This is a genomic window from Novosphingobium sp. SG720 (assembly GCF_012275365.1).
Lineage (GTDB): Bacteria > Pseudomonadota > Alphaproteobacteria > Sphingomonadales > Sphingomonadaceae > Novosphingobium > Novosphingobium rhizosphaerae.
On sequence record NZ_JAAZQN010000001.1, the window covers coordinates 1,321,570 to 1,342,727 of the forward strand.

At 66.6% G+C, this 21,158-nt stretch carries 16 protein-coding genes; 10 read left to right on the top strand and 6 right to left on the bottom strand.

Going from position 1 to position 21,158, the window contains the following annotated elements; translation table 11 throughout:
• Positions 1 to 100 precede the first annotated feature (100 nt).
• The 3 genes from FHW94_RS05995 (at position 101) to FHW94_RS06005 (ending at position 2,680) form a co-directional block, all read left to right on the top strand.
• Complete coding sequence (locus FHW94_RS05995; RefSeq protein ID WP_168554781.1) at positions 101 to 1,573, top strand: ATP-binding protein; 1,473 nt, start codon at positions 101 to 103, stop codon at positions 1,571 to 1,573.
• A gap of 118 nt (positions 1,574 to 1,691) precedes the next feature.
• Complete coding sequence (locus tag FHW94_RS06000; protein ID WP_168554782.1) at positions 1,692 to 2,174, top strand: MarR family winged helix-turn-helix transcriptional regulator; 483 nt, start codon at positions 1,692 to 1,694, stop codon at positions 2,172 to 2,174.
• A 113-nt stretch (positions 2,175 to 2,287) separates the two neighbouring features.
• Complete coding sequence (locus tag FHW94_RS06005; RefSeq protein WP_168554783.1) at positions 2,288 to 2,680, top strand: cytochrome c family protein; 393 nt, start codon at positions 2,288 to 2,290, stop codon at positions 2,678 to 2,680.
• Positions 2,681 to 2,684: 4 nt separating this feature from the next.
• Here FHW94_RS06005 and FHW94_RS06010 read toward each other — a convergent pair whose 3' ends face one another.
• The 3 genes from FHW94_RS06010 to FHW94_RS06020 all read right to left on the bottom strand — a co-directional run bounded on the left by FHW94_RS06010 (position 2,685) and on the right by FHW94_RS06020 (position 6,099).
• Positions 2,685 to 3,473 carry a DeoR/GlpR family DNA-binding transcription regulator gene (locus FHW94_RS06010; protein ID WP_168554784.1) on the bottom strand — a complete coding sequence of 263 codons (789 nt, stop codon included), beginning with the start codon at positions 3,471 to 3,473 and terminating at the stop codon, positions 2,685 to 2,687.
• Between the two features lie 104 nt (positions 3,474 to 3,577).
• Positions 3,578 to 4,642: an L-rhamnose/proton symporter RhaT gene (rhaT, locus tag FHW94_RS06015; RefSeq protein WP_168554785.1), complete on the bottom strand. Its 1,065-nt coding sequence runs from the start codon at positions 4,640 to 4,642 to the stop codon at positions 3,578 to 3,580.
• A gap of 32 nt (positions 4,643 to 4,674) precedes the next feature.
• Positions 4,675 to 6,099 (bottom strand): carbohydrate kinase, encoded by a 1,425-nt coding sequence (locus FHW94_RS06020; protein WP_168554786.1) that lies wholly within the window; start codon positions 6,097 to 6,099, stop codon positions 4,675 to 4,677.
• A gap of 151 nt (positions 6,100 to 6,250) precedes the next feature.
• Between FHW94_RS06020 and FHW94_RS06025 the strand changes: the two genes are divergently transcribed.
• The 3 genes from FHW94_RS06025 to FHW94_RS06035 all read left to right on the top strand — a co-directional run bounded on the left by FHW94_RS06025 (position 6,251) and on the right by FHW94_RS06035 (position 13,342).
• Positions 6,251 to 8,431 carry a bifunctional rhamnulose-1-phosphate aldolase/short-chain dehydrogenase gene (locus FHW94_RS06025; RefSeq protein WP_349237445.1) on the top strand — a complete coding sequence of 727 codons (2,181 nt, stop codon included), beginning with the start codon at positions 6,251 to 6,253 and terminating at the stop codon, positions 8,429 to 8,431.
• 22 nt (positions 8,432 to 8,453) lie between these two features.
• A complete protein-coding gene (gene rhaI / locus FHW94_RS06030; protein ID WP_168554787.1) occupies positions 8,454 to 9,746 on the top strand; it encodes an L-rhamnose catabolism isomerase in 1,293 nt (430 codons plus the stop codon).
• Positions 9,747 to 9,853: 107 nt separating this feature from the next.
• Positions 9,854 to 13,342, top strand: a complete 3,489-nt coding sequence (locus tag FHW94_RS06035) for a glycosyl hydrolase (RefSeq protein ID WP_246865898.1) — start codon at positions 9,854 to 9,856, stop codon at positions 13,340 to 13,342.
• Here FHW94_RS06035 and FHW94_RS06040 read toward each other — a convergent pair.
• Positions 13,339 to 14,424 (bottom strand): LacI family DNA-binding transcriptional regulator, encoded by a 1,086-nt coding sequence (locus FHW94_RS06040; RefSeq protein ID WP_168554788.1) that lies wholly within the window; start codon positions 14,422 to 14,424, stop codon positions 13,339 to 13,341. The genes FHW94_RS06035 and FHW94_RS06040 overlap by 4 nt on opposite strands.
• 125 nt (positions 14,425 to 14,549) lie before the next feature.
• On the opposite strand from FHW94_RS06040, the gene FHW94_RS06045 reads away from it, so the two are divergent.
• From FHW94_RS06045 to FHW94_RS06060, 4 genes are all read left to right on the top strand, one after another.
• Positions 14,550 to 16,817 (top strand): glycoside hydrolase family 3 C-terminal domain-containing protein, encoded by a 2,268-nt coding sequence (locus FHW94_RS06045; RefSeq protein ID WP_168554789.1) that lies wholly within the window; start codon positions 14,550 to 14,552, stop codon positions 16,815 to 16,817.
• Between the two features lie 5 nt (positions 16,818 to 16,822).
• Entirely contained in the window at positions 16,823 to 18,349 is a 1,527-nt protein-coding gene (locus tag FHW94_RS06050; protein WP_246865899.1) for a carboxylesterase family protein, read from the top strand.
• Between the two features lie 102 nt (positions 18,350 to 18,451).
• Positions 18,452 to 18,895 (top strand): Rrf2 family transcriptional regulator, encoded by a 444-nt coding sequence (locus FHW94_RS06055; protein WP_168554790.1) that lies wholly within the window; start codon positions 18,452 to 18,454, stop codon positions 18,893 to 18,895.
• A gap of 123 nt (positions 18,896 to 19,018) precedes the next feature.
• Positions 19,019 to 19,828: an outer membrane protein assembly factor BamD gene (locus tag FHW94_RS06060; RefSeq protein ID WP_168554791.1), complete on the top strand. Its 810-nt coding sequence runs from the start codon at positions 19,019 to 19,021 to the stop codon at positions 19,826 to 19,828.
• Between the two features lie 729 nt (positions 19,829 to 20,557).
• On the opposite strand, the gene FHW94_RS06065 is transcribed toward FHW94_RS06060, so the two are convergent.
• Both FHW94_RS06065 and FHW94_RS23560 read right to left on the bottom strand, forming a co-directional pair.
• Complete coding sequence (locus FHW94_RS06065) at positions 20,558 to 20,815, bottom strand: hypothetical protein (RefSeq protein ID WP_168554792.1); 258 nt, start codon at positions 20,813 to 20,815, stop codon at positions 20,558 to 20,560.
• A gap of 168 nt (positions 20,816 to 20,983) precedes the next feature.
• The gene (locus FHW94_RS23560) at positions 20,984 to 21,112 is read right to left on the bottom strand and encodes a hypothetical protein (protein WP_282435860.1); all 129 of its coding nucleotides are present in this window, start codon (positions 21,110 to 21,112) and stop codon (positions 20,984 to 20,986) included.
• Positions 21,113 to 21,158: the final 46 nt, after the last annotated feature.

Sequence of the window (21,158 nt, forward strand, 5' to 3'; positions counted from 1 at the left end):
CCCTCCTCTGAAGAGGAGGGGGAGCCGGAAGGCAGGGGCTTTCGACAATCTTTTGCCCCGATCCCCTTGCCGCCGCGCCCCTGCGCGCTAAGAGCGAGGCGTGAGCGCAACCATCGTCATTGGCGCCGACGACAGGTCGGGCGCCGCCGTCCGTATCGATGTGGAAGAACTGCTGGCCACGCGCCTTCTGGTGCAGGGCAACAGCGGCTCGGGTAAGTCGCACCTGCTGCGGCGCATCCTGGAACAGAGCGCCAGCGTGGTGCAGCAGGTGGTGATCGACCCTGAGGGCGATTTCGTCAGCCTGGCCGAGCCGTTTGGCCATGTCGTGGTTGATGGATCGGCCTATGACGGCACGGAAATCGTCAAGCTCGCCGCGCGCATCCGCCAGCATCGTGCCTCGGTCATCCTCGCGCTCGACGGGCTGGAACTGGAAGCGCAGATGCGCTGCGCTGCCGTGTTCATGAACACCCTGTTCGATGCCCCGCGCGACCAGTGGTATCCCGCGCTGGTGGTGGTGGACGAAGCGCAGATGTTTGCGCCCGCTGCCGCCGGCGACGTGGCCGACGATGTGCGCCGGCTGTCCCTGGCGGCGATGACCAACCTGATGTGCCGCGGGCGCAAGCGCGGCCTGGCCGGCATCATCGCCACGCAGCGCCTGGCCAAGCTGGCCAAGAACGTGGCGGCCGAAGCCTCGAATTTCCTGATGGGGCGCACGTTCCTGGATATCGACATGGCGCGTGCCGCTGACCTTTTGGGCATGGAGCGGCGCCAGGCCGAAACCATCCGCGATCTGGAGCGCGGCCATTTCCTGGCGCTGGGGCCGGCGATCTGCCGCCGCCCGGTGGGCGTGAAGATTGCCGACGTGGAAACACGTGCGCGCAACGTGGTGCACGGCCTGATGCCGATGCCCAACGCCGCGGGCGAGGAAATGGAAGCCCTGCTGATGTCAGAGCCGCTGATGTTCGATCCGCTGCCCACGCCGCCCGAGCCGGAAGAAGCCGCGCCCGACAGTGGCGAACTGATCGAGCAGATCGCCAGCAGCGTGCCTGCCGCCGAGAAAGTGGAGCCGCCGGCCGAGCCCAGCCTCTTCGCCGCCGAGGAAACCGCATCCGACATCGCCGCGATCCTGGCCGAAATGGCGGCCGAGCCCGATTGCACGTTCCAGGCCGCATCGCAGCTCTACCAGGATTTCACCGTGCGCTGCCGGATGCAGCGACTGGGCCAGGTGGGCATCGACCTGGCGCAGTTCCGCCGCCGCTTTGCCATGGCCGTGGCCGGCATTCCCGACGACCGCGAACCGAAATGGCAGCCGGCACTGAAACTGGCCGAAGGCGTGGCCGACGATGTGCTGGCGCCGTTCCTGGTGCTGGCCGTGGCGGCGGTGGAGGGGCTGCCTTGCCCCGACGATGAACGCATGGCCGAAATCTATGGCACGCGCAGCCCGGGGCGCATCCGCCGCCTGCTGGACCATCTGGAAAAGAGCGGGCTGATCGTGGTGCGCACCGATTACGGTGGCCGCCGCTCCATCGGGATTCCCGGGCTCGGCATGACGACTGCGCCCGTGGAAGCGTGAGTTTTGCTGAAGTTCGGACCTGCTGCGCCGCAAAACATTTGCGCAAAATCGGTTCGTATGCCTAATGGACTTCAAGCGGTAACACTGGGTTGTCGCTGATGTTGCGAAAGGCCTGGCTTTGACTTCCGAAGTCCTTACTCGTCAATCGGTTACGCCCGAACTGGCGCTTGACGGGCTGGATTCGGTCCTGGGCCTGCACATCGGCACCACCAACACGCTGTTCGTCTCGCGGCTGGAACGGCAGCTTGAACCCTTGAACGCCACGCCCAAGCAGGTGGCGATCCTGTGGCTGGTCAACGCCAACCCTGGCGTGAAGCAGACCGACCTTTCGCGCTTCTTCAAGATCGAGCGGCCGACCGTGCACCAGTTCGTGCGCCAGTTGATGCGCAACGGCTATCTGGTCAACGAACCTTCGAAGCTCGATCGCCGCGCGGGCGGGCTGTGGATCACCGAAAGCGGGCAGATCACGCTTGCCGAAGCGCGCCGGGTGATTGTGGCGCACGAGGACGAACTGACCGCCTGCCTGACGGTGCGCGAGCGTTCGGAACTGTTCCGCATCCTCATGAAGGTTTACCTGTCGGCGCCGTCGAAAGACGTCTGACCGGTTTCCTGCCTGAACGCACGCGCGCTGCGCCGTTCAGCGCTGTGTCAGCCGCCTTTTGCCATGATGTGCAACATGGGGCGCCAGATCGGCGGCCCGCTTGGGAGACCGTCATGACCCTAGTTCGTTTCCATCTTGCCGCGTTGGGTGCGCTGGGCCTGGGCCTGGCGGGAATGGCCGTGCCGGCCGCAGCGGCCGATGGCGATCCGGTGCATGGCCGCACCGTGGCGGCGCGTTGCCTGGCCTGCCACGATCTCAACACCGGTGCCACGCGCCTGGGGCCCTCGCTCAAGGGCGTGATGGGGCGCAAGGCGGGTTCGCTGCCGGGCTATGCCTATTCCGACGCGATGAAGACGCGCGGCGTGACCTGGACGCCCGATACGCTTGATGCCTATCTGAAAAGCCCGACGACCTATGTGAAGGGCACCAAGATGGCCTTTGCCGGCCTGCCCGATGCCAAGGATCGCGCCGACGTGATCGCCTATCTGCAACAGGCGACCAAGTAAGTTCCTATTCGGCGATCAACAGGTTGACGCCGGCCGCGCGGATGGCGGCGGCTGCGCTTTCGGTGATGCCGGCATCGGTGATCAGCGTGTCGACTTCATCCAGGCCGCACACGATCGTGCCCGAACGGGTGGTGAACTTGCTACTGTCGACCAGCAGGATCACCTGTTCGGCACGGTCGATCAGGCGGCGTTCGGCCGCCACCAGCACGACATCGGCCTGCATCACGCCCGCCGGGCCGACCGAGGCGGCGCCCATGAACAGCTTGGGCGCGTGAAAGCGCGGCATCGATTCCTCGCCCGCGGCTGCCAGGATGATGTTCTGTTCGCGAAACACCGCGCCCGAAGGCACCAGGATGCGCGTGCCGGCCTGTGGCAGCAACGCGTTGACGATGTGCAGCGAATTGGTGAGCACTTGAAGATCGAGCCCGGCCAGGTGCGGGCACATCTGCAAGGTGGTGGTGCCGCCATCGACCATGATGCCTTCGCCCGGCTGGCACAGCGCGGCGGCGGCGCGGCCGATGGCCTGCTTGGCGCCCAGGTTTTCGGTGATGGCCTGTTCGAACGGCGTGCCCGAAAGGTGGAAACCGGCCGGGCGGGCAGCGCTCTCGGCGCTATCGGCCAGCCGCGCGCCGCCGTGCACACGCACGATCCGCCCTTCGCTTTCCAGCCGCGACAGATCACGCCGGATCGTGGCGGGGGACGCATCGAGCAGGGCTTCCAGATCGCGATAGCTGACGAAACCCGTGGGGCCGATCGCTTCGACGATCAACCGTTCGCGTTCCGCTGCATGCATGGCCCTGTTGCGTCCTGTTTCGTGGCGTGAAGCCCTGGCTTATGCCGCGTCTGCCGCTCAAAAGCCATCATCTTCGCGCAGATGTCCTGGTTTTCGGCACCGCTTCAGGCCGAGGCCTGAAGCATGTTGCCCGCGCCGATCACCACCGTTGCACCCACCAGCAGGCCGATGCCCGACCACACGATGGCGCGCGTGCGGGGCGAGGTGCCTTTCCATTCCTTGAGCGCAAAGCCCCACAGCGTGGAAAACAGGATGATCGAGGCCATGTGCAGCGTCCACGAGGAAAAGCCGTACTTGCCCATCTGGCTTTCGCCCATGGTGTAGAAGAAGAACTGGCCATACCACAGCGTGCCGCCCAGCGCCGCCAGGGCATAGTTGCGCAGCAGCGGCGCGCGCGGGCCGCCATCGCTGGCCGCGCCCAGGAACTGGCCGGCGCTGCGGTTGCGCGCGATCAGGATCAGGCACCAGACGAGATTGGTGGTGAGCCCCCCCGCCAGCACGACGCAGAGCACCGGCAGGCCCTGGCTGAGCGGATCGGTGCCGGCGGCCAGCGTCAGATCGCGGATCGGCTGCCCGGCATCGAGGCCCCAGGCAAAGCAGCCCGACATGACGCCGGAAAAGATCGCGATGAGAATGCCCTTCTTCAGGTCGAATTCTGCCACGCCCTCGCTGGCGGTGCCGCCCAGGTCGCGCTGCTTGGCACTGCCGGCGCGCGCGACGACGACGATGCCGACCAGGGTGATGGCAATGCCGAGCAGGGTCAGCTGGCCGCTGGTGGTGGCGGCGATGGCCCCGATCGTGCCATGGAAGATGGGCGGCCCCATCGTGCCGATCACGGTGGTGAGGCCGAGCGCCACGGCCATGCCGAGCGACAGGCCGAGATAGCGCATGGTCAGCCCGAAGGTGAGGCCGCCAAAGCCCCACATCGCCCCCCAGAACCAGCACCACAGCAGCGTGGCGCGCGGCGCGGCGGCGAGCACGCCAAGCAGATCTTGCGTGCGCAGCGAGGCAAAGGCCCAGGGCGCGATGGCCCAGGAAAATAGCCCGCCGGCCAGCCAGAACACTTCCCACGACCAGCGGCTGATGCGCTTGTAGGGCACATAGAAGCTGGCCGAGGAGAACCCGCCCAGCCAGTGGAACAGCACGCCCAGTGCCGGATTTCCGCCCATCTTCGTTGCTTCCTCTCGTTTATATTGTCTTGTCAGGCCGGCACGGTGATCGCCGCGTGCCAGGCCGCGCGGTAGGCGGCGATATCGCCCTCCAGCGGGGCCACGGGCACGAGTTCACCTTGCGGCTTGAGCGCCGGATCGATCAGGCGCAGTGCCCCGAATGAAACGTCGTTGTGGGCGTTGGCGGTGTAGACCGCCACATCGGGCCGCAGGGCGGCGAGCGCGCGGACGAACACCTCGGCTTCGGCAAAGCGGCCTTCGACCAGCAGCCGCCCCTTGGCGCCGATCAGGCCGAGCGAGACATCGGCGACGAGCGCGGCATAGAGGCAAGCGGCGGCGCGGCGTTTGTACCAATCGTCGGGCCGCTCGATCCAGCCGAAGCGACCGTAGGGCAGGGGGCCAAAGCCCTGGCACAGCGTGGGCAGGATCATCGTGCCGCGCGCGAGCACCGCGGGCACGGCGGCGAGCAGCGCGGGTTGATCGGGCTTGATGTCCACGCGGCGGGTGTCGATCTCGATCAGGCTCTCGATCTCGCGCCCGCCCATGAACCGCGCGGAGGGCACGGGCTGGCCGAACACGTCGACATTGACCAGGCAATCGCGCGCCTCGGGCAGCATGGCCAGGTCCACCGGTTCGGCCGGCAGGCGCATGGCGATGAACCAAGTGCCGGTGGACAGGATCGTGGCATCCTGCCCGGCAAGCTGGTCGAACCCGCGCGCGGCCATCAAGGCGGCGTTGGAATCGTGCAGGCCGGCGCGCACTTGGACCGTGGCGGGCAGGCCGGTGGCGCGGGCGATGCGCGGGGACAGCCGGCCGACCACCGCGCCGGCCGGCACGACCGGGGCGAACTGGTCGGCCCAGCCGCGCCGCACGGCCAGCGGCGAGAACGTGCCTTGTGCCGGGCTCCACACATCGGAATGGCAGCCCAGGCTGGTCACTTCGCTATTGGCAATGCCGGTGAGGAACCAGGCCCAGTATTGCGCCCAGGGCATCAGTGTGGCGCGGGCGGGGCCGGCGGCAAAGGCCGCGGGATAAAGCTGTTCGAGCCAGAACAACTGGCTGCCGAAGTTGAGCCCGTCGGGCAGGGCAGGCGATCCGGTGAGGGCAAAGGCATCGCGCTGGGCACGATAGGCGTTCATGACATCGGCGGGGATCGCCTGTTCATAATCGAGTGGCGGAAAGGCCAGGGCACCCTGCGCCAAGCCGACCACGCCAGCGCCGTGGCCCACCGGCACGATCGTGTCGATCGCGGCATCGAGTGGAAGGGCAGCGAATTCCCGCAACGTGGCGAGCAGCCAATCGCCGATGCCCTTGGCATCGAGCCGGCGCAGGTCGTCAATCTCCACCGGTGCATTGGGGCGCACCTTGCGATCGAGCAGGGTGCCATCGGGGCGCCACAGGCTGACCTTGCTGAGCGTCTTGCCCAGATCGATGACGATGATGCTGCCCCGTGCCAAGCTGTTCGCTCTCCATAAATCATGGCGCTTGTCCGCGAATCTCGCGGCCTCGCCCTGTGTGGAAATGATCATTATCAATCAATGTTGATCATTTCCACCAAAAATGTTAGCAGCCTCGTGACGCGATGCAATCACCGGGCGATCCTCCGGCGTGCATCGCCCCATGTTCACCGGCCAATCGGGCAGCGACTCGATGGCCCAATCCACGCAGGATGCCATGACCGTCGAAACGCTTGCAGTTGCGGATGCCGCCATTCCGTTTGCCGTGCCGGCCAGCCGCTGGGACGATGCCCATGCCGCCACGCTCTCGCCCGCAGAGCTTCTGCTCTATCGGTCGAACCTGCTGGGTTCCGACCTGACGGTGACCAACTTCGGCGGGGGCAACACCTCGGCCAAGCTGGAGGAAGTCGATCCGCTGACAGGCCAGAAGGTGGAAGTGCTGTGGGTCAAGGGTTCGGGCGGTGACATCGGCTCGATGAAGCTGGATGGCTTTGCCACGCTGTACCAGGACAAGCTGCTGGGCCTGGAAGCGCACTATGCCGGGCCGGAAGACGACGACAAGATGGTCGGCTACCTGCCGCACTGCACGTTCAACCTGAACGGTCGCGCCGCCAGCATCGACACGCCGCTGCATTCGCTGCTGCCCTTTGCCCATGTCGATCACGTTCACCCCGATGCGATCATTGCCCTGGCGGCCTCTTCGGGTGGCGAAGCGGCGACGCAGGAAATCTGGGGCGGCAAGATCGGCTGGCTGCCGTGGAAGCGCCCTGGCTACACCCTGGGGGTAATGCTGCGCGATTATGTGCAGGCGAACCCGCATGTCGAAGGCGTGATGCTGGCCGGTCACGGCATCATCTGCTGGGCCGACAGCGCCAAGGCGTGCTATGAACACACGGTGCAGCTGATTGCCGATGCGGCGGAATATCTGAACGCCAAGCTGGCCGACAAGCCGGCGTTCGGCGGCCGCAAGGTTGCGCCCAACCCGGATCGCGCGGCTATTGCGGCGGACCTGATGCCCCGCCTGCGCGGTTTCATGACGGGAGCCCGTCGCAAGCTGGGCCACTGGTCCGACGATGCCGAGGCGCTGGAATTTGCCGGGTCTGCCGAGTTCGAGCGCCTTGCCGCGCTGGGCACCTCGTGCCCCGATCACTTCCTGCGCACCAAGATCGCGCCGCTCACGCTCGATCCCGCGCGCCTGCAGGACGATGCCTATCTCGCCGAAAAGATCGCCGATTACCGCGCGATGTATGCAGCCTATTACGAGCGCTGCAAGCGCGCCAACAGCCCGGCGATGCGCGATGCCAACCCGGTCGTCGTGCTGGTGCCGGGCGTGGGCCGGATCACCTTTGCCACCGACAAGACCACGGCGCGCCTGGCCGGTGAATTCTATGGTAATGCCATCAACGTGATGCGCGGCGCCGAAGCGATTGGCGAATACATCGCGCTCGACGAGCAGGAAGCCTTCGACATCGAGTATTGGCTGCTCGAGGAAGCCAAGCTGCAGCGCATGCCCGCACCCAAGCCGATGGTGGGCAAGATCGCGCTGGTCACTGGCGGCGCTGGCGGGATCGGGGCGGCCACGGCCGCCCGCTTCCTGCGCGAAGGCGCCTGCGTGGTTCTGGCCGACCGTGATGCCGCCGCCGCCGAGGACGTGCGCGCCGGTTTTGCCAAGCAGTTCGGCAAGGACGTGGTGCGCGCCGTGGCCTGCGACGTGACCGACGAAGCCCAGGTGCAGGCTGCCTTTGCCTATGCCGCGCGGGAATTCGGCGGGCTCGACATCCTGGTCGCCAATGCCGGCATCGCCTCGTCCGCGCCGATCGAGCAGACCACCGTGGAATTGTGGGACAAGAACTTCGACGTTCTGGCCCAGGGCTACTTCCTCACCGCCAAGCATGCCTGGGGCCTGCTCAAGCGCATGAAGGCGCAGGGCGGCACGTCGGTGGTGTTCATCGGTTCCAAGAATGCCGTGGCCGCCGCGGCCGGGGCTTCGGCCTATGCCAGCGCCAAGGCCGCGGCCAACCATCTGGCCCGCTGCCTCGCGCTGGAAGGCGCGCCCGAGGGGATCCGCGTCAACGTTGTGAACCCCGACGCCGTGATCAAGGGCAGCAAGATCTGGGACGGCGATTGGCGCAAGGAACGCGCGGCGTCGAACAAGATCGATGCCGGCGAGGAACTGGAAGCGCACTACCGCAACCGCTCGATGCTCAAGCGCGACGTGCTGCCCGAAGACATTGCCGAAGCCGCCTATTGGCTGGGTTCGGAAGCTTCGGCCAAATCGACCGGCAACATGATCAATGTGGACGCCGGCAACGTTCAGGCCTTCACGCGCTGAGCGACCGGGAGAGGACAAGACCATGACACAATTGCCCCTTTCGGCCGACCTGATCGCCGAAACCAACGCCCGCCACGAACAGGCGCTGGAGGAAGACTATGGCGCGCTGGGCCGCAAGCTGGCGCGCAGCGGGATCGATATCGATGCCGTGAAAGACCGCGTTGCCGCATTCTCGGTGGCCGTGCCCAGCTGGGGCGCGGGCCGGGGCGGCACGCGCTTTGCCAAGTTCCCGATTGCCGGGGAGCCGACCAACATCCATGAAAAGCTGGAAGATTGCGCCGTGATCAACCAGCTGAGCCGGGTGACGCCGCGCGTCTCGCCGCATTTCCCCTGGGACAAGGTCAGCGATTTCAAGGCGCTGCGCGAGGAAGCCGCTGCCCTCGGGCTCGGCTGGGACGCGGTCAATTCCAACACCTTCCAGGACCAGGTGGGCCAGGCGCATACTTATGCCAACGGCTCGCTGGCCGCGCAGGACGCCGCCACGCGCCAACAGGCGGTGGACCACAACATCGAATGCATCGAGATCGGCCGGCAGCTCGGCTCCACCGACCTGACGGTGTGGGTGGGCGACGGCACCAATTTTCCTGGCCAGCAGGACCTGGGCCGCAGCCTGGACCGCTATCTGGACGCCGCGGCCAAGGTCTATGCCGCGCTGCCCGACGATTGGCGCATGCTGCTGGAACACAAGATGTTCGAGCCGGCGTTCTATTCCACGGTCATTTCCGACTGGGGCAGCTCGATCCTGGCGGCGCAGGAACTGGGCCCCAAGGCCAAGTGCCTGGTCGACCTTGGCCATCACGCGCCCAACGTGAACATCGAGCAGATCGTGGCGCGCCTGCACCGCTTCGGCAAGCTGGGCGGGTTCCACTTCAACGACAGCAAGTATGGTGACGACGATCTCGATTCCGGGTCGATCAATCCGCACCAGTTGTTCCTGGTGTTCAACGAACTGATCGAGGCGGAATTGAACCCGCGTGACGGCTTCAACCCGAGCTACATGATCGACCAGTCGCACAACGTGACCGATCCGATCGAATCCATGCTGTCTTCGGCCGAGGCGATCACCAGCTGTTATGCCAAGGCGGTGCTGGTGGACCGCGCGGCGCTGCATGGCGCGCAGGAAAGCAACGACACGATGATGGCGTTTCAAGCGCTGCGCCGTGCCTACAACGTCGACGTCTCGCCGATCCTGGCCAAGGCGCGCGCCGAAGCCGGCGGTGCGATCGACGTGCTGGAGGCCTATCGCCTGAGCCAGTACCGCGCGCGCAAGGCGCAAGAGCGCAAGCCCGTGGGGCTGGGCGCCGGGATCGTCTGATCAAATGCCGGGCCAAGTGCCGGGCCAAATGCCGGCATAGGGCGGAAGGCCTTGCCCCGGCAGGCCAAATCGCCAAAACGACAATTTGTGTTCCCAGGAGAGACTGCATGATCGAGCCGGCGTTCTGCCGCATTCGCACCGCCCTGCTGCTGGCCAGCGCGCTTGCTGGAATGAGCACGCTGCCGGCCCGGGCCGCGCCCGGGTCCGCGCCAGAACCGGGGGCCGCTGCGGCCGCCAGTCCGGTGCCGGGCGCCGGGGGTGTCCACGCTGGCACGGCCGTGCCGCTCGATCTGCAATTCCGCGATCCGCCGGCTTCGGCCCGGCCGCGCGTGTGGTGGCACTGGATGAACGGCAATGTCACCAAGGACGGCATTGCCAAGGACATCGACTGGATGAGCCGCATGGGGATCGGCGGGCTCCAGGCGTTTGACGCCGGGTTGATGACCCCGCAGGTGGTGGATCACCGCCTGGTGTTCATGACGCCGGAATGGAAGGACGCTTTCCGCTTTGCCGCGCAGAGTGCCGATGCGCGCGGGCTGGAACTGGCGATTGCGGCCTCGCCCGGCTGGTCGGAAACCGGCGGTCCCTGGGTACAGCCGGCCGACGCGTTGAAAAAGGTGGTGTGGAGCGAGACACTGGTGCCCGGCGGCAAGAAGCTGGCCGGCCCGTTGCCCGCGCCGCCCCACAACACGGGCACGTTCCAGGACATGGAACTCAATGATCCGCTGGCCGCGCTGACCAAGGAAGGGCCGGAGCAGGCCCATGAATACTACGCGGACGTGGCCGTGCTGGCCGTGCCGGTGGCGGGCGACCAGGCCGACCTGCCGCTACCCGCGATCACCGGTCCCGATGGCAAGCCGCTTGACGCCGCCTTGTTGACCGGGGCGAGCTTTGCCAAGGGCCAGATGGTGCCCCATGGCACGCCGGAGCAGCCTTCGATCGTGCTGGCACGCTTCGATCGGCCGCAGACGGTGCGCGGGGTTACCCTGTTCCTGGCCGGCGCCAAGGGCATGTTCTCGGGCGCCGTGGTCGCGCCCCGGCTGGAAGCGAGCAGCGATGGCGCAACCTGGACCAAGGTGGCCGACGTGCCCATTTCGGCAGCGCCCACCACCTTGAGCTTTGCCCCGGTTACCGCGAGCCAGTTCCGTGTGGTGCTGGCGCCGCTGCCGTTCCAGGGATCGAACCTGGGCGATCCGGCGCCCGGCGCGGCCACCGACGTGGGCTTCATGAAAATGATGTCCGCCGGCGCCACCGCCCCGTTCGACCTGCGCCATTTTCAGCTGCATGGTGATCCGCGTGTCGATCGGTTCGAGGCCAAGGCCGGTTTCGCCATCGAGCAGGACTATTACGCGCTGGGCACGCCCGATGCCGGCGCCGCCGGGCCCGATGCGGCCAAGGTGGTGAACCTCACGGCCAAGCTGCGCCCCGATGGCACGCTGGACTGGACGCCGCCGGCAGGGTCTGCCTGGCGCATCCTGCGCTTTGGCACCACGTTGCTGGGCACCACCAACCATCCCGCCGCGCCCGAGGCGACCGGCCTGGAAGTGGACAAGTTCGATGGCGCGGCGGTGCGGCGCTATCTGACGCATTACCTGGGGATGTATCGCGATGCCACCGGGCCGGACCTGATCGGCCGGCGCGGGGTGACCGCGCTGCTGACCGATTCGATCGAAGTGGGCGCGGCCAACTGGACGCCCAAGCTGATCGACCAGTTCAAGCGCCTGCGCGGCTATGACCCCACGCCCTGGCTGCCCACGCTGGCCGGCGTGCTGATCGGCGGCCGGGCCGATGCCGATCGCTTCCTCTACGATTGGCGCCGCACCCTGGCCGACCTGCTGTCTTCGGAACACTATGGCATGGTGGCCCAGGTGGCGCATGAAAACGGTCTCAAGGTCTATGGCGAGGCGCTGGAAGACAACCGCCCGATGCTGGGCGATGACATGGCCATGCGCGCGCGAACCGACGTGCCGATGGCGGCGCTGTGGACCTTTGGCCGCGCCACCGGGCCCAACCCCAGCTACCTGGCCGACATGAAGGGCGCTGCTTCAGTGGCGCACGTCTATGGCCAGAACCTGGTCGCGGCCGAATCCATGACCTCGGCGCTGGCGCCCTGGGCCTATACGCCCAAGGACCTGCGCCGGATCATCGACCTGGAATTCGTGAGCGGGATCAACCGCCCGGTGGTGCACACCTCGGTCCACCAGCCGACCGACGACAAGGTGCCGGGCCTGTCGCTGATGATCTTTGGCCAGTTCTTCAACCGGCATGAAAGCTGGGCCGAGATGGCGCGGCCCTGGGTGGATTACATGGCGCGCAATTCGCTGCTGCTGCAGCAAGGGCGCAACGTGGCCGATGTCGCCTATTTCTATGGCGAGGAAGCGCCGCTGACCGGGCTTTACGGCAAGGCGCCGGTGGCCGATGCGCCCAAGGCCAATGCCTATGACTTCGTCAACGCCGATGTGCTGGGCGGCGTGCTGCTCAACCAGGGCAACGAACTCGTCAGCCAGGGCGGGGCGCGTTACCGCGCCATCTACCTGGGCGGATCATCGCGGATGATGACGTTGAAAACGCTGCGCCGCCTGGCCGAACTGGTCGATGGCGGGGCAAGCGTGATCGGCCTGGCGCCGCAAGGTTCGCCCGCGCTCGACGATGCGCAGCCTGCTAAGGCGGCGCAGTGGCAGCAACTGGTGGCGCGCCTGTGGCCCGGCAGCGGCGATGCCATGGTGGGCAAGGGGCGGGTGATCGCCCTGGCCGACGTGGACGCAGGCCTTGCCCGGTTGGGTGTGGCCCCCGATTTCCGCGTGGTGGGCGCCAGCGACGCGCAAGTGCCGTTCCTGCACCGCCAGTTGGTCGATGGCGACGCGTGGTTCCTGGTCAACCGCCTGAACCGGGAAGAGACGTTCGAAGCGCATTTCCGCGTGGCCGGAAAGCAGCCCGAACTGTGGCATGCCGATAGCGGCAAGGTGGACCCGGTCAGCTATCGCATCGAAAACGGCGAGACGATCGTGCCGCTCAGCCTGGCGGCGGAAAGCTCGGTCTTCGTGGTGTTCCGCAAGCCGGCAACGGCCAGCCAAGTGCAGCTCAAGCCGGTGCGCGATGTGCCGCTGGGCGAACTCGCCGGGGCGCCGCGCACCGGGTGGAGCGTGGCGTTCCAGCCGGGCCGAGGTGCGCCGGCCAGCATCGCCTTGCCCACGCTGGCGCGGCTGGACCAGAATGCCGATGCCGGGGTGCGCTATTTTTCGGGGATTGCCACGTATACGCGCAGCTTCCGCCTGCCCAAGGGGTGGAGGCGCAACCAGCCGCTGTGGCTGGACCTGGGCGAAGTGCACGATATCGCGCAAGTCACCGTCAACGGCCATGACCTGGGTATGCAGTGGCACGCGCCCTATCGCTTCGACGTGGCAGGCGCGGTGCGCAGCGGCGCGAATACCGTGCAGGTCCGCGTGGCCAACAGCTGGGTCAACCGCCTGATCGGCGATGCGCAGCCGGGCGTCACCACCAAGGTGACGTGGACGACCATCCCGACCTACAACGCCGATGCGCCGCTGCGCGCCTCCGGCCTGGTCGGCCCGGTCGTTTTGGGTACGACGCGCTAAATCTCGGGTGGGGGCGGGGCGATCGAGTCCCGCTCCACCAGGCGATAGGGCATCTGGCGCAGCGGCGGGGCGTCGCTGCCGTCGCGGTCCATCAGCAGGGTGGCGGCGGCATAGCCCATCTCTTCGATCGGCTGGTACACCGTGGTGAGATAGGGCCAGACCGAGCGCGCCACCCAGCTATCGTCGAAGCCGCAGAGCGAAATGTCTTGCGGCACCGTCAGCCCGGCTTGCGCGCAGGCGACCAGTGCCCCGGCGGCGGAATCGTCGTTGGTGGCAAAGATCGCGGTGGGGCGTGGCTGGCTGGCCAGCAATTGCGCCCCGGCGCGAATGCCACCTTCGAATGCAAAGCCGCCATTGGCCTCGGCCACGTGGCCGCGGTGGCCAAGCTCGGCAAGCGCGGCGAGGAAGCCGAGGCGGCGGCGTGCGGCCGCGCCATGGTTGGCCGGGCCGGTGATCACGCCGAAGCGGCGATGCCCGGCCCGCCATAGCAGGCGCGCCACCGCGGCACCCGCGCCGGTATCGTCCATCCCCACGCCAGGGGCTTGTGCGCTGGGGTTTTCCGGGGCGACGCGCACATGACGCACGCCCTGCGCCTGCAGGAAATCGAGCACGACCGGTATGTCGGCCAGCGGCGGGGTGAGCACGAAGCCATCGCAGCGGCCATTGCGCAGCAGCGCAGCCAGTTCGGCCACGATCTCGGCATCGGGACGCGCGGAATCGATGCGGTCGATCCGCAGGTGATACTGGTGATCGACACAGGCGCGATAGGCGCCGGCCTGCAGCTTCATCGTGTAGTTCGGGCTGGGGTTGTCGAACAGCACGCTGATGATGAATGAACGCGCCCCGGCCAGCGAGCGGGCGGCGGTATCGGGCACATAGTCCAGCTCGGCGATGGCCTGTTCCACTTTGGTGCGCAGCTTGTCCGACACGTGCGGCTCGCGATTGATCACGCGTGACACGCTCTTGAGCGAAACGCCGGCGCGGCGCGCAACATCGTGCATCGTGATGCTGCCAGCGGCACGCGCTGGTGCGGGCTTGGCGGGGGCAGGCGGGGTGGCGGCGTCTTGCACGGGATCTGGCATGGCATCCGATATGAACCGGATTGGCGGGCAAGCCAACGGTCGCGACAATTGACAACGCTGACAAGTGCGGGCACGATGGCCGCACAAGCGTTTGGTGGCAGGGCCGCCGTGGGAAGGATGCGACAATGGGCATGAGATTTTTGTCGGTGATGGCATTGGCCGTCGCCGGGGCGGGCATGGCGCACGCGCAGGCCGCGGGCAACGCGGCGGCCAACCCGGCGCCCGGCGGCGCGCCGGTTGACCTTGCAGCGGCCGATGCGCGTGCCGCCCAGACCGTGAAGTCCCTGCAGGCGGACGAGCGCACGACGCTGACCCACGGCATCATGGCGATCCAGCTGTTTCCCAATTCGCCGCCGATTCCGGCCGATGCCGTGCCGGGTGCCGGCTATATCGCCGGGTTGCCGCGCCTGGGCATTCCCGCGCTCAAGGAAACCGACGCGAGCCTGGGCGTTGCCTGGGTTTCGGGCGCCCGCAAGCGGGGCGCCACGGCGCTGCCATCGGGCATTGCCCAGGCTGCCAGCTGGGACCCGGCGGTGCTGCATGATGGCGGCGCGATGATCGGGGCAGAGGCGCGCGCCAGCGGCTTCAACGTGCTGCTGGCCGGCGGCGTCAACCTGACGCGTGATCCGCGCAATGGCCGCACGTTCGAATACCTGTCGGAAGACCCGCTGCTGTCGGGCGTGCTGGTCGGCGCGGCGATCCGGGGCATCCAGTCCAACCACATCATTTCCACGATCAAGCATTTCGCGCTCAATGGCCAGGAAACCGGCCGCCAGTTCGTGGATATCCAGATCGACAACGCCGCCGCGCGCGAAAGCGACCTGCTGGCGTTCCAGATCGGCATCGAGCAGGGCCAGCCCGGCTCGATCATGTGCGCCTATAACCGCGTCAACGGCCCGCGCGCCTGCGCCAGCGACTGGTTGCTCAATTCCGTGCTCAAGCGCGACTGGCGCTACAAGGGCTTCGTGATGTCGGACTGGGGCGCGGTGCCGGGGATCGAGGCCGCGACGGCGGGCCTTGACCAGCAATCGGGCGAACAGCTGGACAAGGCGGTCTATTTCGGCAGCAAGCTGGCGGAAAAGGCCGCGGGCAACAAGGCCTGGGCCGCGCGCCTGGAAGACATGAACCGCCGCGTGCTGACCGCGATATATGCCACCGGTGTGGACCAGCACCCGGTGACGGCGGGCGGAACGTGGGACGAGGCGGCCCACGCCGCCGTGGCCGAACGGGCGGCGATCGCCGGCATCGTTTTGCTGCGCAACCAGAACAATGCGCTGCCTTTGCTGCGCGATGCCAGGAACGTGGCGGTGATCGGTGGCTATGCCGATGGCGGTGTGGTTTCGGGCGGCGGGTCGAGCCAGGTGCAGGGCGATGGTGGCCCGGTGGTGGCGCGGCCGGTGCTCGCTTCCGGTCCGTTTGCGGGGATCATGCAGCAGCAGTTCCACCGCTCCAGCCCGCTCGATGCGATCAAGGCGCGCGTGCCGCAAGCCGCGGTGCATTTCCGCGACGGGCGCTATATCGCCGATGCGGTGGAAGCGGCGCGGCGGGCAGACGTGGCGATCGTGTTTGCCACCGAATGGCGCACCGAAGGGCTTGACCAGCCCGACCTGTCGCTGCCCGATGGCCAAGACGCGTTGATCGCTGCGGTGGCGGCGGCCAATCCGCGCACGATCGTGGTGCTGGAAACCGGTGGGCCGGTGGCCATGCCCTGGCTGGACAAGACCGCCGCGGTGGTGGAAGCGTGGTATCCCGGCGCGCGCGGTGGCGAAGCGATCGCCAAGGTGCTGTTTGGCGAGGCCAATCCCGGCGGGCGCCTGCCGGTGACGTTCCCTGCCAGCGTGGACCAGTTGCCCCGGCCCAAGGTGGACGGCAGCGATACGCTCGATCCCGATTTCATGGGCACGCCGCCCACGCCCGATGCCACGCTCAAGGCCGATTACAACATCGAAGGGTCTGACGTGGGCTATCGCTGGTTTGCCCGCAAGGGTGCCAAGCCGCTGTTTCCGTTCGGTTATGGCCTGAGCTACACCACCTTTGCCAGCGAGGGGTTGAGCGTGGACGGCAAGACCGCGCGCTTTACGCTGCGCAACACCGGCAAGGTGGCGGGCGACGATGTGGGCCAGGTCTATCTGGTGGATCGCGCCGGCAGCCCCAAGCGCCGCCTGGTGGGCTTTGCCCGCGTGCATCTTGAGCCGGGCGAGGCCAAGACGGTGAGTGTGCCGATCGATCCGCGCCTGCTGGCCGATTGGCGCGATGACACGAAGGGCGGGGCCAAGAGCAGCGGCGGCTGGACGATGCCGGCGGGCAGCTATGGCTTTGCCCTGGGCAGCGATGCCCAGACGCTGGGACAAGTGGTGACGGTGCGCCTGCCGGCGCGCAATTGGAAGGATTGAGGGCGATGAACATGCACAAGATCTTGCTGATGGCCGGCGCCCTGGCGCTGCCGCTTTCCGCGCTGGCCAAGCCGGCGCCCACGCCTGCCGCCGCGCCCACCGTCACGGTGGCGCAAGGCGCGCTGGTGGGCGCGGTGGAGGGTACCGTGGCGAGCTTCAAGGGTATTCCCTATGCCGCGCCGCCGGTGGGCGACTTGCGCTGGCGCGCGCCGCAACCGGCGCCGGCGTGGAGCACCCCGCGCGATGCCACGCAATATGGCCATGATTGCGCCCAGGCGCCGTTTCCGCCCGATGCTGCGCCGATCCGGACGCAGCCGGCCGAAGATTGTCTCTATCTCAACGTGTGGAAGCCTGCCGGCGCCGCGGCAAACGCCCGCCTGCCGGTGATGGTGTGGGTGCACGGTGGCGGCTTCGTCAATGGCGGCACCTCGCCGGCGGTCTATTCCGGCGCGGCCTTTGCCCGCGACGGGGTGGTGCTGGTCAGCCTCAACTATCGGCTGGGCCGGTTCGGGTTCTTTGCCCATCCTGCGCTCAAGGCCGAAGGGCTGGGTGGCAACTTCGGCTTTCTGGACCAGATCGCCGCGCTCAAGTGGGTGCAGGCCAATGTTGCGGCCTTTGGCGGCGATCCGGCCAACGTGACCGTGTTTGGCGAAAGCGCCGGTGGCATGAGCATGCACATGCTGCTGCAATCGCCGCTGGCGCGCGGCCTGTTTGCCCGTGCCATCATCGAATCGGGCGGCGGGCGTGATGGCACGCTGCCGATGCCGACCATCGCGCGCGCAGCAAAGATCGGCGCCGACTTTGCCCCCGGCCTTGATGCGGCGGCCCTGCGCGCCTTGCCCGAAGCCAAAGTGACCGGCAACCTGAGCATGATGACCATGGCGCAGACCGGTTATTCCGGGCCGATGGTGGATGGGCAGACGATCGTCGGCGCGTCCAACGATGCGGCCGCCGCGGGGCTCGATGCGCCGGTGCCGGTGTTGATCGGGTCCAATTCGGCTGATGGTTTCCCGAGGACGACCGACAAGGCGGCGATCTTTGCCAGCTATGGTGCCGATGCGGACAAGGCGCGCGCGCTTTATGATCCGCAAGGCACCGCCACCGGCCTGGTGGTGGGGACGATGACCAGTGCCGACAGCATGTTCATCGAGCCCGCGCGCGCCGTGGCGCGGCTGCTGGCGCCGCGCCAGCCGGTGTGGCTCTATCGCTTTGCCTATGCGCATCCGGCGCCGCTGGCGGCAATGGGCGGTGCGCCGCATGCCTCGGAACTGCCTTATGTGTTCGACAGCCTGGCCGGGCGCAAGGAGCCCACTGCCATTCCTGCCGAACAGCCGGTGGCGACGCTCACGCACAAGCTGTGGCTGGCCTTTGCCAAGACCGGGCGCCCCGATGGGCTGCCCGGCCTTTCGCCCTGGCCGCAAGTGACGCCCACCGACACCACGGTGCACGTGATCGATGCATCAGGTGCGGCGCAAGTGGAAGACCCCTATCGCGCGCGTCTCGATTTCGTGGAGCAGCGCATCAAGCCGTAAATGGCGTTTTCCCGGTGCAGCATGGCTGCAAAGGCGATGCTGCACCGGGATATTCAAGTTGTGGCGTTGACATTCGCGGCTAACCGTCTTTTTGTATTTCACATGCTCTCGCAAAAAACGCGTTATACGATCCGTGCCCTGCAACATCTGTCCGACACGTTTGGGCAAGGGCCGGTGCGGCTCGACGCGATTGCCGAGGCGCAGAACATCCCGCGCAAGTTCCTTACGGTGATCCTTTCGGAAATGGCCCGCGAAGGCGTGGTGATTTCCCAGCGCGGGCGCGACGGCGGCTATGAGCTGGCGCTGCCCCCGGTGGATATCCGCTATGGCGATATCATCCGCCTGACCCGTGGCAGCCTGGCCCTGGTGCCTTGCGCCAGCCGCAACGCGCACGAACACTGCGCCAATTGCCTGCCCGAGGCGGAATGCCGCCTGCGCGGGCTGATGATCCGGCTGCGTGACGAAATGGCCGACATGCTCGACAAGGTGACGCTGGCCGATGGGATCACGCTGGTGCCACCGTTCGACGAGGCGGCAGAGGCGTGAATCCGCGCGAGCGGATCGCATCTTAGGCCCGGGATGCACCCAAAAACGCAATCAACCGCAACTTTTGCGTGTGGCTTCAACCTTCGCTTGGCGTGGGCCAAGCCGCTGGCTATAGGACGGCCCATGACCCTTCTTGCTTCTGGCCGCAGCCCGCTGCGCATCGCCGTTCTTGCCGCCGCAACCGTTGCCATTGGCCTGACCGCAGGCTGCGCGGGCGGCAACAAGGCCAAGAAGGACGTGGCCTATGTCGCGCGCGACGTGGACACGCTGTACATGACCGCCAAGGACCGCCTGGACCGTGGCGATGCCAAGCAGGCGGCCGCGCTGTTCGACGAAGTGGAGCGCCAGCACCCCTATTCGCCCTGGGCGCGCCGTGCGCAGCTGATGGGGGCCTTCAGCTATTACGTGGCGCGCGACTATGCCAAGTCGGTGCAGACCGCGCAGCGCTTCCTGTCGATCCACCCCGGCAACAAGGACGCGCCCTATGCCTATTACCTGGTGGCGCTGTGCTATTACGAGCAGATCAGCGACGTCACGCGCGACCAGAAGATCACCCAGCAGGCGCTGACCGCGCTGACCGAAGTGATCCGCCGCTATCCCAACACGCAGTATGCCACGGACGCCCGCCTCAAGCTCGACCTGGTGAACGACCACCTGGCCGGCAAGGAAATGGAAGTGGGCCGCTTCTATGAAAAGAGCGGCAAGTGGCTGGCCGGCACGCTGCGCTTCCGCGTGGTGATCGACAAGTACCAGACCACCAGCCACACGCCCGAGGCGCTGTTCCGCCTGGTCGAATGCTACCTGGCGCTGGGCGTGCGCGACGAAGCGCAGAAGGCCGCCGCCGTGCTGGGCACCAACTACCCCGGCAGCGATTGGTACAAGCGTGCGTTCAAGCTGATGAACGCCAAGGGTGACGATATCACCGCGGCGTGATTTTTCGGACGCAGAGACGACATGCAAAAGGGCGCCTTGATCGGGCGCCCTTTTTCGTGACGGCGCGCGCCGTTGCACCGGCAATTCACGCCGTTTGGAAAAGACAGAAGGCAATTTTGGTGGGGAGTTGCCTTTGTAACCTCCAACACCATCATTCCCGCGAAGGCAGGAATCCAGCGGCTAGCGCGGGAAGGGGCGCCGCTTCAGTGTTGACGGCTCCCCAGAACTGGATTCCCGCCTGCGCGGAATGACGAAGGAATGGACTGGAATTGTGGTTAGCTGTCCTTGGATGCATTCTCGTTCCGGGCCAGAACGAGAATGCATGTGCCAGTCAAAATGGCCAGCACGATCAGGCAGTAAAGGAGGCCGAGGTTTGGGCTTTGAGATAGCGCCAGTAATGGGGTTGCGATAACCAAAGCAGGGAAAGAGTAAGCTGCTATGACCCACCAGCTTACGCCACCATCATACTGCAAGTCCAACGCGTTGCTGGCACAAAGTGCAGCAAGAGCAGTCCAGAAATAAATCACAGCGCATATACAGATGCGCCTAATCCACAGTTTTCGGCTCGCCATACGGCAATGAAGCATAGTGCTGCCATATCCGCAACTGGGCGAAACGAGCCGTTCGAATGTGTGTCTCCGCCTGCGCGGGGCAGCTCTTGCGTTCGCGCGCGGATGGTCTGGGCTGGGGGCCGTGGCGCCAAGGCTCTAGCTCGGATGAGGCCAGCCTTCAGCCAGGATCGACGACCATCGCGAAAAGCCGGTCCAGGTTGAGCTGGATGTCCTGCACGGAAGGATTGTCGGCATACTTCGCCATGCCCAGCGGCAGGCTCATGCTCTCGTAGAGTGCCGAGGCTTCGGCGTCGCTGAGGATGTTGCGGCCGCGCAGGATATTGGCGAGGCTGACGATGCCGTTGATCGCGGAAATGTCGGAGGCCTCGTGTGCCTCAAGCAACTGCTGATCGGTCAGGTTGGGAAGCTCGTTCATCAATGGCGTGTCCTCCACATGATCGCGAGCCTGGCGCATCGTGCCATTGCCCGGAAATGGGGAATTGCCAGCAACAAGCTTGCGATAGAAAATGCCTGCACGGCACGTGCCCGTCGCGGGCGAATGCAGGCATTCGCCGGCGTGCGGCCGGGCCGGTGCGGGCTGCTGTCAGGTCTTGATCGTGACGATCCCGACCGGCGCAGGCTTGGTGGCATGGTTGGAAGCGTTCAGCTTAGGCGGCTTGGCGGCCTTGGGCTTGCGGATTTCCTTGTTCGATTTCTTCTGGCTTTTGGCCATGGTCTTCCTTTCGGCGGCTGGGGGTTGCGGGCACATCACGCCTGGC

Excerpts from the sequence above, each read along its gene's own strand:
- FHW94_RS06005 (WP_168554783.1), top strand. The coding sequence starts at position 2,288 with ATGACCCTAGTTCGTTTCCATCTTGCCGCGTTGGGTGCGCTGGGCCTG.
- FHW94_RS06050 (WP_246865899.1), top strand. The coding sequence starts at position 16,823 with ATGAACATGCACAAGATCTTGCTGATGGCCGGCGCCCTGGCGCTGCCG.
- FHW94_RS23560 (WP_282435860.1), bottom strand. The coding sequence starts at position 21,112 with ATGGCCAAAAGCCAGAAGAAATCGAACAAGGAAATCCGCAAGCCCAAG.
- FHW94_RS06010 (WP_168554784.1), bottom strand. The coding sequence starts at position 3,473 with ATGCATGCAGCGGAACGCGAACGGTTGATCGTCGAAGCGATCGGCCCC.
- FHW94_RS06065 (WP_168554792.1), bottom strand. The coding sequence starts at position 20,815 with ATGAACGAGCTTCCCAACCTGACCGATCAGCAGTTGCTTGAGGCACAC.
- rhaI (WP_168554787.1), top strand. The coding sequence starts at position 8,454 with ATGACACAATTGCCCCTTTCGGCCGACCTGATCGCCGAAACCAACGCC.
- FHW94_RS06035 (WP_246865898.1), top strand. The coding sequence starts at position 9,854 with ATGATCGAGCCGGCGTTCTGCCGCATTCGCACCGCCCTGCTGCTGGCC.
- rhaT (WP_168554785.1), bottom strand. The coding sequence starts at position 4,642 with ATGGGCGGAAATCCGGCACTGGGCGTGCTGTTCCACTGGCTGGGCGGG.
- FHW94_RS06045 (WP_168554789.1), top strand. The coding sequence starts at position 14,550 with ATGGGCATGAGATTTTTGTCGGTGATGGCATTGGCCGTCGCCGGGGCG.
- FHW94_RS06060 (WP_168554791.1), top strand. The coding sequence starts at position 19,019 with ATGACCCTTCTTGCTTCTGGCCGCAGCCCGCTGCGCATCGCCGTTCTT.
- FHW94_RS06055 (WP_168554790.1), top strand. The coding sequence starts at position 18,452 with ATGCTCTCGCAAAAAACGCGTTATACGATCCGTGCCCTGCAACATCTG.
- FHW94_RS06040 (WP_168554788.1), bottom strand. The coding sequence starts at position 14,424 with ATGCCAGATCCCGTGCAAGACGCCGCCACCCCGCCTGCCCCCGCCAAG.